Annotated in this window: 12 protein-coding genes; 7 read left to right on the top strand and 5 right to left on the bottom strand. The window is 65.9% G+C overall.

The genetic code is table 11. The features are described from left to right. The 4 genes from ASF72_RS05615 to ASF72_RS05600 form a co-directional block, all read left to right on the top strand. A partial coding sequence (locus ASF72_RS05615) for a molecular chaperone DnaJ (RefSeq protein ID WP_235504657.1) occupies positions 1-758 on the top strand: 758 nt, incomplete at its 5' end. A 20-nt stretch (positions 759-778) separates the two neighbouring features. Next, on the top strand, positions 779-1,246 hold the full coding sequence (locus ASF72_RS05610) for a tRNA (cytidine(34)-2'-O)-methyltransferase (RefSeq protein WP_050687875.1): 468 nt from the start codon (positions 779-781) through the stop codon (positions 1,244-1,246). Between the two features lie 229 nt (positions 1,247-1,475). Next, the gene (locus ASF72_RS05605) at positions 1,476-2,084 is read left to right on the top strand and encodes a sigma-70 family RNA polymerase sigma factor (protein WP_050687876.1); all 609 of its coding nucleotides are present in this window, start codon (positions 1,476-1,478) and stop codon (positions 2,082-2,084) included. A 10-nt stretch (positions 2,085-2,094) separates the two neighbouring features. Then, entirely contained in the window at positions 2,095-2,952 is an 858-nt protein-coding gene (locus ASF72_RS05600; RefSeq protein WP_157370897.1) for an anti-sigma factor, read from the top strand. A gap of 78 nt (positions 2,953-3,030) precedes the next feature. Here ASF72_RS05600 and ASF72_RS05595 read toward each other — a convergent pair whose 3' ends face one another. The 4 genes from ASF72_RS05595 to ASF72_RS05580 all read right to left on the bottom strand — a co-directional run bounded on the left by ASF72_RS05595 (position 3,031) and on the right by ASF72_RS05580 (position 7,391). Next, on the bottom strand, positions 3,031-3,810 hold the full coding sequence (locus ASF72_RS05595; RefSeq protein WP_050687878.1) for a PIG-L deacetylase family protein: 780 nt from the start codon (positions 3,808-3,810) through the stop codon (positions 3,031-3,033). Positions 3,811-3,814: 4 nt separating this feature from the next. After that, positions 3,815-4,768: an electron transfer flavoprotein subunit alpha/FixB family protein gene (locus ASF72_RS05590; protein WP_056597148.1), complete on the bottom strand. Its 954-nt coding sequence runs from the start codon at positions 4,766-4,768 to the stop codon at positions 3,815-3,817. Between the two features lie 14 nt (positions 4,769-4,782). Beyond that, entirely contained in the window at positions 4,783-5,583 is an 801-nt protein-coding gene (locus tag ASF72_RS05585; RefSeq protein WP_056597146.1) for an electron transfer flavoprotein subunit beta/FixA family protein, read from the bottom strand. A 242-nt stretch (positions 5,584-5,825) separates the two neighbouring features. Next, positions 5,826-7,391 (bottom strand): S1C family serine protease, encoded by a 1,566-nt coding sequence (locus tag ASF72_RS05580; RefSeq protein ID WP_056597144.1) that lies wholly within the window; start codon positions 7,389-7,391, stop codon positions 5,826-5,828. Between the two features lie 288 nt (positions 7,392-7,679). Between ASF72_RS05580 and ASF72_RS05575 the strand changes: the two genes are divergently transcribed. The 3 genes from ASF72_RS05575 (at position 7,680) to ASF72_RS05565 (ending at position 12,150) form a co-directional block, all read left to right on the top strand. Further along, complete coding sequence (locus ASF72_RS05575; protein ID WP_200933620.1) at positions 7,680-9,731, top strand: TPM domain-containing protein; 2,052 nt, start codon at positions 7,680-7,682, stop codon at positions 9,729-9,731. Between the two features lie 113 nt (positions 9,732-9,844). Next, complete coding sequence (locus ASF72_RS05570) at positions 9,845-10,633, top strand: PspA/IM30 family protein (protein ID WP_050687883.1); 789 nt, start codon at positions 9,845-9,847, stop codon at positions 10,631-10,633. Positions 10,634-10,722: 89 nt separating this feature from the next. Beyond that, positions 10,723-12,150 (top strand): cryptochrome/photolyase family protein, encoded by a 1,428-nt coding sequence (locus ASF72_RS05565; RefSeq protein ID WP_056597142.1) that lies wholly within the window; start codon positions 10,723-10,725, stop codon positions 12,148-12,150. 42 nt (positions 12,151-12,192) lie between these two features. Here the strand turns inward: ASF72_RS05565 and ASF72_RS05560 are convergent, their stop codons facing one another. Further along, positions 12,193-13,125, bottom strand: a complete 933-nt coding sequence (locus ASF72_RS05560) for a cytochrome b/b6 domain-containing protein (protein ID WP_050687885.1) — start codon at positions 13,123-13,125, stop codon at positions 12,193-12,195. Between the last annotated feature and the right edge of the window lie 143 nt (positions 13,126-13,268).

Raw genomic sequence — 13,268 nt, 5'->3', positions numbered from 1 at the left:
CCTACGACCGTTCCTATGCGGCCGGAACCACCGGGACTGACACCGGGAGCTCCGAAGCGCATTTTGATGCGCCGCCTGCAGGCAGCCGGGCCTCGGCCACTGTCCACCGGCCTGCCACCGCCAGGAATACGGCCGGTGACCCGCCCGTCTACGTCCCGCCGTTCGGTGCGGGCAACGGCGTTCCGCTGCTCTCCCTGACGGAAGCCAGCCAACAGGTCCACGGCATGCCCCGCAAGCGCGGGATCTTCGGCGCGGAAGCCCGGATCCAGCGGGAGATGCGCACAGTCCAGCTGCTGAGCCGCCAGGTCCTGCCTGCCATTCCGGCGGCCCGGCTCATCAACGGCCTGCAGTCCCCTGCCGACAACAGCCACATCGACCATGTCCTTTTCTCCGGCTACCGGCTGGCCCTGATCGGTTCCATGCTGCTGCCCAAGGGCGCTTACGCCTGGGACGGCCAGACACTGAACCACGGCGGGCGCTCCATTGCCCCGCCGCAGCTGGGCCACGTGGTGCGGACCATGCAGGACATCTTCCCCGAACTCAACGTGACCGGATGGACGGTGGTCCACAGCCCCGGGGGCAACCTGCACGAACCAGTCATCGACCACCATCGCCGCTCCGCAGGCGGTTTGGACAGCGTGCAGATCGTCAACGCCGCGGGAATGGTCCGGGGCCTCAAGGAGTTCCTGGCCTCGGGGCCGGCGCCAAACACCGTCAACGTGTCAGTGCTCGCCAGGCTGCTGCGCGGCATGCACTGAGCCTTGGCTAGGATTGATCCGTGTTCCGCATCCTCTTCCACTCCCCCGAAATCCCCGGCAATACCGGCAACGCCATCAGGCTGGCCGCCATCACCGGCGCCGAGCTGCACCTGGTGGAACCGCTCGGGTTCGACTTTTCCGACGCCAAACTCCGCCGCGCCGGACTGGATTACCACGACCTTGCAGTGGTGACGGTCCACCCGGACATCAACGCAGCGTGGCAACACCTTGAGCCGGAGCGCGTCTACGCGTTCACCTCGGATGGAACGGCCAGCTACACCGACATCGCCTACCAGCCCGGGGACGTCCTGATGTTCGGGCAGGAGTCCGTGGGGCTGCCCGCGGCGCTGAAATCAGATCCGCACGTGACCGCCACTGTCCGGCTGCCCATGCTCCCCGCCCTGCGCTCGCTCAACCTCGCAAATGCAGCCTCGATCGCCGTCTACGAAGCCTGGCGGCAAAACGGTTTCGCCGGCGCCCGAATCTGAGCAGCCTGGTGCGGCCATGACGCCCCGGGCCACGTCCCCCCGGCGGATTGAAACAATTACCGTGCCCCGCCCATCCGCCTGACCTGCAGCGCCGAATTACACCTGAGAACATTCCACGGCACATGAGGAGCGGCAGGTGACACTTCTAGACGCAGGTTCCAGGACCAGGGCCCGGCAGCCGGGCTGCGGTGCGCAGGTTTCACCGCCCGGAGACTTATGCTTGGAAGTAATGGAAACTCCCAACGCGCCAAATACCGAGGCCCCGGCAGCGGTGACAGATTCGCCGGCTGATCTAAGCCGCCGCCTCGCCGTGCTGCTTGCCGGCATTGCCCAGGGCAGCCAACCGGCCTTTGCGGAGTTTTACCAGCTCACCTCGCGCCGGGTCTTCGGCATGGCCCGCCGGGTCCTGATCGACCCGGAACTCAGCGAGGACACCACGCAGGAAGTGTTCCTTCAGGTGTGGCAGAACGCCTCCAAATTTGATCCGCAGGCCGGGAGCCCGCTCTCCTGGCTGATGACCATTTCGCACCGCCGCGCAGTGGACAAGGTACGGTCCTCGCAGTCATCCACTGACAGGGAAGCCAAATACGGAGCCAGCAGCCAGGACATTGCCCACGACAGCGTCTCAGATGAAGTGGGCAGCCGGCTTGAGGCCGAAGCAGTTGTCAGGTGTTTGGAAACGCTGACGGAAACGCAGCAGGAATCCGTCCGCCTGGCCTACTACGGCGGCCTGACCTACCGGGAAGTCGCAGAGCGCCTCAACGCGGCGGTTCCCACCATCAAGTCCCGCATCCGCGACGGACTGATCCGACTAAAGACCTGTTTGGGGGTGAGTTGAGATGACAGACATGAACGATGGACGCACCAGCCGCTCAGGGTCCTTCGGCGACACCGTTGCCGCGGACCTCGCATCCGGGCGTGCCGTGGACCTCGCTGAACTGTATGCCCTGGACGCCGTCACGGATCCCGAACGCGAGCTCATCGAAGACTACCTTTCGGCCGCACCCCCGGCCGAGCGAACCGCCTTCCTGGAACGTGTCCGCCAATCCCGCGAAACGCTGGCCATGACCTTCAAAGCCGAAGAGGAGCCCCCGGCTGACCTCTTTGACCGCATCATGGCGCAGCTGCCTGTCCAGAGCACCACAACGGAGCAGGCGCCAGCCGTGCCACCGGTCACGGAGGCGGTCACTGAATCAGCAGCGCCGGCTCCTGCACCCGTCGACGAACTGGCCCGGGCCCGGCAACGCAGAACTGACCGTAAGCCCTCCGGCGCACGCCGCTGGTTTGTGGGTGTGGCTGCCGCGGCAGCCATCGCCCTGGGCGGCGTGGGTGTGGGTGCATACCTCGCGGACCAGAACGATCCGCTCAACCAGGTGGTCCGGGCCAGCGACTTGCGGGTAGCCTCCGTCGACGTAAGCGGCGGCGGAACGGCAACCCTGCAGATTTCGTCTGCCCAGGACGCTGCAGTGGTCAAGATGAAGGACGTTCCGGCACCCCCGGCCGGCAAGGTCTACCAGATGTGGCTGATCCCCAAGGATGGCTCCGCGCCGGTATCCCAGGGCCTGATGGATGCCGAAGCCCTATCCAAGCCCGCTGTGGTCCGCGGAATTTCCTCCGCCGCCAGCCTGGGCATCACGGTGGAGCCGGTGGGTGGATCCACGTCCCCCACCTTGCCCACGGTGGCTGCCGCTCCCCTGGGAGCCTGAACCGCAGTAGAACCATAAGCGCCCCGCCTGCCTTTTCCAAGGAAGAGACAGGCGGGGCGCTTGCCGTATCCGGGGCGGTCAGAAACCGGCGATGGTCCCGGGACCGTTGACTGCCACAACATGGAAGGCTTCGGCGCTGCGGCCCTGCGGCAGTCCACCGCGGGCAGCATTGCCCTGCATACCCCCGCGAACTGCAGCCTCCATCGCCTGCACATCCGGATGCTGGCTGACATGGACATGGATCGCCGCGAGCTTGGCATCCACCTGCTCCGTGACGTCAACAAAGTGGTTTTCCCTGTCGGCAGGACCAGCATAAAGCCACAGCCACGGCAGTTTGTAGGCGTCCAGCCCGGCTTCCGCCAGTTCCGGGTACGCGAACGGGTTTTCCACGGCGGGATACACCGCACGGGTCACCGCCTCCCCCACCGCCAGGTGGTCAGGGTGGCTCTTCTGGATCCGGTCCCAGTTGCGTTCCGGGTGCATGGCCAGTACGACGTCGGGCCTGATCTCCCGGATCAGCCGCACCACTTCCTTCATCACCCCGTGCGAGGGTTCAAGATAACCGTCCCGCTGGTGCAGGTAGTGGATGTCCGCGACACCCACCAGACCCGCCGCGCGGCGCTGCTCCGCGTCCCGCAGGGCGATGATGTCCGCCCGGTGCGCAGGATCAAAGCCGCCGGCGTCGCCGTCGGTCATGATGCAATAGCTGACCTGCACTCCCGCCGCCGTCCAACCGGCGATGGTGCCTGCCGCGCCGAAGTCGATGTCATCAGGATGGGCCGCAAAACAGAGCACCCGCTCAATCCGGTGCTTTTCCGGATTGAACGGGCTCTGTCCCTGGCGCGGGGAAAAACTCACTGCATCAGCCCTTACGCTTCTTGATCTCTTCGGTGGCCTGGGGCAGGACGTCGAAGACGTCCCCGATGATGCCGAAGTCCGCAATCTCGAAGACCGGGGACTCGGAGTCCTTGTTGATGGCAACAATGACCTTGGCGGTCTGCATGCCGGCCTTCTGCTGGATGGCCCCCGAGATGCCGGCGGAGATGTACAGCTGCGGGGACACGGTCTTGCCGGTCTGTCCCACCTGCGCATCATGGCTGATCCAGCCGGCGTCGGTAGCTGCCCGGGAGGCGCCCACGGCAGCACCCAGCACATCGGCCAGGGCTTCCACGGGACCGAAGTCGCCGTCCAGGCCGCGGCCACCCGCCACCACGATCCGGGCATCGGTGAGGTCCGGCCGGCCGCTGGCGGCCTTCTGCTCACGGGCGGTGATCCGTGCTGCAGCCGCTGTGCTGTCCGCCGGGACCTCGATCGTGACTGCCTCAGGACTGCTGGGCGCCGCCGCAGCCTCGGGGACCACGTTGTTGGCCTTGACGGTCACTACCGACACCGGGGTGCTGGCCTTGCAGGCGGTGGTGTAGGAGCCGGCCAGGACTGACTTGTGGGCCGTTCCGTCAGCTTCCACGGCAACAGCGTCCGTGATCACACCGGCACTGAGGCGGACGCCCAGGCGGGCGGCAATTTCCTTGCCCTCCGGTGAGTTGTCGAGCAGCACAATGCCTGCGCCGGCGCTTTCAACGGCGGCGGACAGGTACGCGGCCTTGGGGGCCACCAGGAAATCGTTGAGGTCCCGGGCTGACGGGTGGAAGACGGTGCCTACGCCGTATTCGGCGAAGGTGGCGGCAACGGCGTCGGACACGTCCCCGTTGACGGCGACTGTGCTCTCACCCAGGGTGCGCGCCAGTGTCAGGAGCTCAAGGCTGCTCTTTTTGAGCGAAGCGCCGGGGTTGTCGATGAATACAAGTACTTTTGCCATGTTCGTGATCCCTCTTAGAGCAGCTTCTGGGCGGCCAGGAAGTCAACCAGCTTGATGCCGGCGTCGCCTTCGTCGGTGATGATGGTGCCGGCTGTCCGCGGCGGGCGTTCCTCGGCGCTGGCCACTGTGGTCCAGGACCCTGCGTGGCCCACCTGCGAGGCGTCCACACCGATGTCGGCGAGGGACAAGGTGGTGATGTTTTTGCGCTTGGCGGCGATGATGCCCTTGAAATTGGGGTACCGCGGCTCGTTGATCTGGTCCGTCACCGAGACAACGGCAGGCAGCAGTGCCTCCACCGTCTCAGAGGACGTGTCGGCGTCCCGGCGGGCCGTCAGGCGTCCGCCTGAAACCTCCAGCGACGACGCGAAGGTGACCTGGGGCAGGCCAAGCCGCTCGGCGAGCTGCGCAGGCACCAGGGAGGTCTCGCCGTCGGTCGATGCCATGCCCGTGATGACCAGGTCGACGGCCCCATCGGAGCCAAGGTGCCGTACAGCTGCGGCGAGCGCCAGGGAGGTGGCGGCTGCGTCGGAGCCGGCCAGCGCGGTGTCCGTGAGGTGGACGCCTTCGGTGGCGCCGATCTGGAGGGACTTCTTGACCGCGTTGACAGCGGCGGCCGGGCCCATGCTCAGGGCGATGACCTGGTTTCCGGCTTTGCTGCCGCCGCGTGCCTCGGCAAGCTGCAGGGCCGCTTCGAGGGCGTATTCATCCAGCTCGGACAGGATGCTTTCGTCCCGGTCCGTGGTGTGGCCGGCCCCGGTGAGGTGACGGTCGAACTGGGCGTCCGGTACATGCTTGACCAGGACAATGATCTTCAATGTATCTTCCACTGTAGTGACAGCAGCCTTCCGTGCGTATGGGCAGCCAGCCGGATAAGGTCATGGCCGCGGAATGCCCGGCATCCGGGTAGCTCCTAGCTAACCATATAGAAGGACAGGCTTTCCTTCTTGCGTTACGCGGAGCCGGTGCCGTTACGGGAAAATTTCCCAACGAACGACGGCGGCGCCCCCACCTTCGTGGGAACCCCGCCGTCGTGGTTTCCTGCGTTTGCCGGGCCGGGTCAGCTGGCGGCCTCACCAAGCGTGACGTCGAACGTCTGTTCTGAACCGTTGCGCAGCACCGTGATTTTCACTTTGGCGTTGGCGGCCTGTTCGCGGACCGCGGCGGTCAGCTGGTTGGGTTCGCCGATGGCGAGGTCGTTGAACTTGGTGATGACGTCGCCCACCTTGATGCCGGCCTTGCCGGCGGCGGAGTCGGATTCAACGGTGGCGACGTCAGCCCCGACGGAGAAACCGGAGGAGCTGGTGGTGGACCCGCTCGCCGACTTTGCCTTGACGCTGACTCCCAGCTGGCCGTGGGAAGCCTTGCCCGTGTCGATGATCTCCTGCGCCACGCGCTTGGCGTGGTTGATGGGGATACTGAAGCCGACACCGATGTTTCCGCCCGTGGTCGAGGAGGAATCAGAGCCTGCGGACGCAATCGCCACGTTGACACCGATGATCTCGCCGCTGGTGTTCACCAGCGCGCCGCCGGAGTTGCCGGGGTTGATCGCTGCGTCCGTCTGGATGACATTGATGGCGATGGAGCCCTTGTCCGCGGTCTGCTGGCTCTGGCCGCCACCCGGAGGCGCGAACTGGAAGCCCCCGTCTTCGCCCTGGGTGGTGTCGCCCTCTTCAGGGGCCGCCGAGGACGCCACACTGATGGTCCGGTTCAGGGTGGAGACGATGCCGTCCGTGACCGTGCCGGTCAGGCCGAGGGGGGAGCCGATGGCGATGGCGGTGTCGCCCACGTTCAGCTTGCCCGAGTCGCCCAGGGTGGCCGGGGTGAGGCCGGAACCGGCGTCCACCTGGATCACCGCAAGGTCGGACAACGGGTCGGTGCCCACGAGCTTGGCCGTGAGGACCCGGCCATCGCTGGTGCGGACCTCAAGGGTGGCGTTGGCGCTCTGCCCATCGAGGGTGACCACGTGGGTGTTGGTGAGGATGTGGCCCTGGTCGTCCAGGACGATGCCGGAGCCCGTGCCGCCGGCGCTTCCGCTGGCGGCACTGATGGTCACCACGCTGGGTGATGCCTTCACCGCCGCGGCGGTGATGGCATTGACCTTTTCCTGGTTGTTGACGATCACGGTTCCGGGCTGGCTGTTGCTGCTGGCCGTGGAGGTTGAGCCGCCGTTGCCAAAAAGCTCGCTGGAGCCAACAGTGGCAACACCGCCACCCACCAGCCCGGCGGCCAGGATGCTGGCCACCAGGGTGCCGACGCCGAACGCGGCCTTGCGCCGCGGGGCGTCCTTGGGGTTCGGGGCCGTGGCCACTCCCCCAGCGGCCGCGTGCGCGCCGTAGTGGTTGGCTTGGTGCTGCTGGTGCCCGCCGTACTGCGGGTTCGGCTGGTGCTGCTGCTGGCCGTAGAACGGCTGGTGCTGCGGGTACACCGGGCGGGGTGCACCGGGGATCTCCTGGGTCTGGTTCCGGGGGATCTCCTGGGTCTGGTCCTGGCCGGGGGCGCCGCCGTCCTCATGCCGAGCCTCCGCGGGGGTTCCGCCGGACTGCGTGGAGTCCTGCTGCCACGGGTTTCCGCGGTTGCCGCGGGGGTCCTCGGGGGCCGGTCCGGGGGTTTGGTTCTCAGTCATGGGACTTCCTTTCAATCCTCGTCTGCATTAACTATGGACTGCGATGCTGGATCAAGCTCGGATGTTTGCTGTGAGCTTGCTGAAGGTTCCGGCGACGGCGAAGTTCCACCTTGGTTCCCCGTTTCGCTGGTGGCATATTTGCCGTCATGGACGGGCTTCGCGGTGCACCATAGAATCAAGATGAATTGCCACAGCGACCTGCGGCTTCACACGAGCGTGGGGGCGCTGCTGGATTCTGAGACGACTGATTCGTCCCGAATCGGTGTCAGGCGTGCTGAAGGGTTGCACATGCGGTCAAAGATCAAACGTACACTCGCCGTGATCGGCCTTGCCGGTCTGCTGGCGCTTCCGGCCGGGGCGGCCTGGGCTGAGGATCCGGTGACGATTCCCTCGGGAACCAACATCGTGGACAATGCCAAGGTCCTGGGGTCGCGGGAAGGCGACGTCCAGAAAGCCATTCAGGATCTCCTCAAGGACCACAAGTACAACCTGTATGTGGTGACGGTGGATTCTTTCGAGAATCCGACCAACCCCAGCGAGTGGACCCAGGCGGTTGCCACGCAGAAGGGGATGGGCCGGGCCGATGCAATCCTGGCCATCGCTACCGTGGATGGAAAGTTTAATTTCGCCACGAATTCCTCGAGCCCCATCCGGGCCGAACAAGGGAACATCACCCAGAACGCCGTCACGGCCAATCTCGCCGGCGGTAAGAAAGACTATGCCCAGGCTGCCATCGACACGGCTTCAGCGATAGGCAACGCCGCAGGTGGTGGATCCGGGACTGTGTCCTCCGGGAACGGCGCAGGTACCGCTGTACTCGTGGGCGCAGGCGTAGTTGCCGCGGGTGGTGCCGGTACTTTCCTGTACCTGCGCAACCGGCGCAAGAAGACTGCAGGACAGGCTTCGACCGGAAATTACGGTCCGCAGGGCGCCGATCTCGACCCGCTTGCAGGACTCACCGTGGAGGAACTCCGCCGCAAGAGCGGATCCCTGCTGATCGAAGCTGACGACAACATTAAAACCAGCGAGCAGGAGCTCGGGTTCGCACAGGCCCAGTACGGCGACAACGCCGTGGGCAACTTCACCAAGGCCCTGGACGAAGCCAAGGCCCACATGAGCGAGTCCTTCAAGCTCCAGCAGCAGCTCGATGACCACATCCCTGACACTGAGGAGCAGCAGCGCACCTGGCTGGGCGAGATCATCCGGCGCTCAGAAGCCGCGTTGAGCTCCCTCCAGGAACAGAAGGCAGATTTCGATTCGCTGCGCGAGTTCGAAAAGAATGCTCCGCAGGCCGTGGCAGCCGTCAATGCCGGCGCAGCCGAGGCGGATGCGAAGATCGCCAGCGCCGAGCAGTCGCTGACCCTGCTGCGGTCCAAATACGCAGACTCCGCACTGACCCAGGTGTCGGACAACATCCTGCAGGCCAAGGAGCGCCTGGCGTTTGTCCAGAACGCCACCGCTACAGCCGGCCAGAAACTGGCGGAGGGCGAAAGCAGCATGGCGGCGGTAGCCGTCCGTGCGGCCGAGGAAAGCCTGCACCAGACAAATGTCCTGATCGATGCCATTTCGCGGGTCTCCGCCAGCCTGGACGACGCCCACAACGGCCTCGAAGCGGCCGTGGTGGACACCTCACAGGACCTTGCCCAGGCCCGGGCCATCATCCAGTCCGGTGCACACCCTGAGCTGGCCGGGCCGGTGGCGGCTGTCGAAGCTGCACTGGCACAGGTAAAAGCCGAAATTCAGGGCGGAAAAATCGACCCCATTGCAACGCTGCAGCGGGTTGAGACGGCCCACCAGTCCCTTGACCAATCACTGACGGGCATCCGGGACCAGCAGGACCAGGCCCGGCGCGCGCAGGCCTCCCTGCAGCAAAGCATCATGTCGGCGCAGGCCCAGATCAGTGCTACGTCCGACTACATCACGGCGCGGCGCGGCGGCGTTGGAACCGAAGCCCGGACCCGGTTGGCCGAATCGCAGCGCAACCTGGATTACGCGCTCTCCATCTCACGGACCGACCCGGTCACGGCATTGACATACGCCCAGCAGGCGCACGCCCTCGCAGCGCAGGCAGCCCAGCTGGCACAGTCGGACGTCAACCAGTTCGACGGCTACGCCAACCAGGGCTACGGCCGTGGCGGTATGTTCGGTGGCGGCGGCGGGGGTGGCGGCCTGGGCGGCGCCATCCTGGGCGGGATCCTGATCAACTCCATCCTCAACGGCGGCGGCGGTGGCGGCGGTTGGGGCGGCGGCCACAGCGACGGCGGTGGCGGCGGCTTCGGCGGCGGAGACTTTGGCGGCGGCGGCGGAGATTTCGGCGGCGGCGACTCGGGTAGCTTCTAGATTCCCATTCACCCCAACAGAGGTGCCGGCCGGAACGACCCGGCCGGCGCACGGCAGTACACCACTGGCCACGACCCCAGTGGCCATCACAGAGCAGGACGAAAGGTATCACCATGGTTAAGCAGTCCATTTTCGGCCGTATCGCGCAGCTGGCAAAGGCAAACGTCAACTCCTTGCTGGACAACGCTGAGGATCCGCAGAAAATGCTGGACCAGATGGTCCGGGACTACACCAACAACATTGCCGAGGCTGAGTCCGCCGTAGCGCAGACCATCGGCAACCTTCGCATGCTCGAGGACGACTACAACGAAGACGTCAAGAACGCCCGCGACTGGGGCAACAAGGCCCTGGCCGCGTCGCGGAAGGCCGACGAGTACCGCTCCGGCGGGAATCCAGCCGACGCCGAGAAGTTCGACAACCTGGCAAAGGTTGCCCTCCAGCGGCAGATGGCGGCCGAAAGTGAAGCGAAGGGCGCCGAGCCCAGCATCTCGTCCCAGCAGGAAGTCGTGGCCAAGCTCAAGACAGGCCTGGACCAGATGAAGGGCAAGCTGAACGAGCTCACCAGCAAGCGCAACGAGCTGGTGGCACGGTCCAAGACCGCCGCGGCACAGTCCCAGGTCCACGACGCGATCAAGAGCATCGACTTCATGGACCCCACCAGCGAGGTTGGCCGGTTCGAGGAAAAGATCCGCCGCGAAGAAGCCAAGGTCCGTGGCCAGCAGGAGCTGACGGAATCCAGCCTGGACGCCCAGTTCAACCAGCTTGAGGACCTCGGCGAGCAGGTTGAAATCGAAGCCCGCCTGGCTGCCCTTAAGTCCGGCGGCGCCAAGCCCGCCATCGGCGCTGCCGGTTCCGCTCACTCCGCCAACACTGTCGACGAAGCAGACTTCGACAAGCTGTAGGCCCTGCACCGACCATCCTGAACCAAACCGGAGAGGCCGGGGCTGTCAGCCCCGGCCTCAGCCGCGTCCGGCTTGTGTAGCGTGGTGGGATGGCTGCAACTGAAAAGACCTCCCTCGTCTGGCTGCGTGATGACCTCCGCCTGGACGACAACCCCGCGCTGACCGAAGCCGCCAGGCTGGGCCTGCCCCTGACAGTGGTCTACGTCCTGGACGAGGAATCGGAAGGAATCCGGCCGCTGGGCGGCGCAGCACGCTGGTGGCTGCACCACTCGCTGGCCGCCCTGGCCACGCACCTTGAGGAGAAGGGCTCACGGTTGGTGCTGCGCCGCGGCCCCGCCGGCGACATCATCCGGACGCTGGCCAGCCAGACCGGGGCAGGTCATCTCTTCTGGAACCGCCGCTACGGCCTGCCGGAACGTACCATTGACGCCGAGCTGAAGTCCTGGGCCGAGGAGGCAGGCATCGAAGCCACCAGCTTCCAGGCGAACCTCCTCTTCGAGCCCTGGACGGTCCGGACCGGAGCGGGTGGCCCCTACAGGGTCTACACACCATTCTGGCGGGCGTGCCTCGCCGCCCACGACGTACGGGACCCCCTGGACCCACCCGCTGAACTGCCCGCTTCGGCGGCGTCCGGGCGGGGGGTGCCGGCGAGCGACGCGCTGGGCAGCTGGAACCTGCTCCCCCACGCCCCTGACTGGAGCGGCGGGCTTGCAGCCACCTGGACGCCTGGCGAGGACGGCGCCGCACAACGGCTCACCGACTTCCTGTCCGGCCCGGCCGATGATTACGGTACCGGCCGGAACATCCCGGGGACCGAAGGGACCAGCCGGTTGTCGCCGCATCTCCGCTTCGGCGAGGTCAGCCCGTTCCGCGTCTGGCGCGAGATCCGGCGCCGGTTCCCGCACCGGATACCGGCCGACGTCGGGATCTTCCGTTCCGAACTCGGCTGGCGGGAGTTCTGCTGGCACCTGCTCTACACCAACCCGGAGCTGGCCACCCGCAACTACCGCCCGGAGTTCGACAGGTTTGAGTGGGAGTCGCTGGGCAAAAAGGAGCTCGCCGCCTGGCAGCAGGGGCACACCGGCTACCCCTTTGTGGACGCCGGGATGCGGCAGCTGTGGCAGACCGGCTGGATGCATAACCGGGTCAGGATGGCCGCTGCCTCGTTCCTGGTCAAGAACCTGCTGGCCGACTGGCGGATTGGTGAGCAGTGGTTCTGGGACACCCTGGTGGACGCCGACGCGGCCAGCAACCCGGCGAACTGGCAGTGGGTGGCCGGTTCCGGAGCGGATGCATCACCGTACTACCGGATTTTCAACCCCGTCACGCAGAGCAAGAAGTTCGACGCCGCCGGAAACTACCTGCGCGAGTTCATCCCTGAACTTGCCGGGGTGGAAGGCAAAGCAGTCCATGAGCCGTGGACCGCCGACGCTCCCGGCTACCCGGCACCCCTGGTGGAACTGCCGGAGTCCCGGGAACGGGCGCTGGCGGCCTTCCAGAAGCTCAAGGACGCCTGAGCCGCGGGCAGGTGGGCGGGCCTGATTCAGGCCCGCAGGACCTCAGCGGCTGACTTTGCCCATAAGGGACGCGATGGGCCGCAGGAACAGCGGGCGGGCCAGGAACCACGCAGCCACCATTACCGCGACGGACACCAGGAACAGCCAGAACCCAAGCCATCCCTCGCCGTCGCTTACGGCATACATATGGTTCAGGTTCCGCAATGCACCGGTGGCCAGGACCAGGAACACGTGGACCACGATGAACGCGACAAAGTAGATCATGACGGGGAAGTGCACGGCCCGGGCCCACTCGATGGGGAACGCCTTGTTCAGCGCGGGAGCCTTACGGGGCCAGGCCGAAGACATCCGCAGGCCCGTGATGAACGCCAGCGGCGCGGCAATGAACACTGTGGTGAAGTAAGCCAGCAGCTGCAGGGCGTTGTAGTTGATCCAGCCGTTTTCCGTGGGCCAGTTCAGTGCGGCGTACTGCAGCGCGGCGGACAGCGCGTTGGGGAAAACGTCCCAGCTGGTGGGCACGATCCGCATCCACTGTCCGGTGGCGAAGAGCAGGACGGCGAAGACCACACCGTTGAGGATCCACAGGGCGTCGAGCGTCAGGTGGAACCACAACTCCAGGGTGATCTTGGTGGGCGCATTCCGCGTCTTGATCAGACCCTTGTTGTTCCTGGTCCAGTGGCCGCTGGGCCGGGTGGTGGTGCGCACCTGCCAGCCGGTGCGGATGATCAGCAGCAGGAAAAAGCCGTTGAGGAAATGCTGCCACGCCAGCCACGCCGGAAAACCTTCCGGCGCAGCGGCCGGAAGTTCGGAATGGCCGGGATAGTCCGCCACGAAGGATGCGACCGCAGGCAGCCCGATGAGCCACCGTGCTGCCAGTACCAGCAGCACCAGTACCACAAGCGCCGCGGGGACGCCCCAATAGATCCTGGACCGCTTTCCTGCGGCGGTGCCTGGCTTCTTCGTGGGTGTGGACATCGAGCAACATTCCTTTCGAGAATGACCGGCCGGATTTCCACCGCGTGGAAGGCCCTGCGAATGAGAATACTAGGAAGTGCCGGTCATCACGGAAAAAGAAGACCCCGGCCGGCTGGTCAGCCGATCGGGGTCTTCTTCATATG

This window comes from Arthrobacter sp. Leaf141, from assembly GCF_001424565.1.
Classification (GTDB): domain Bacteria; phylum Actinomycetota; class Actinomycetes; order Actinomycetales; family Micrococcaceae; genus Arthrobacter.
Note: the sequence above shows the minus strand (reverse complement) of the source record. Positions and strands in the feature narration are given on the sequence as shown.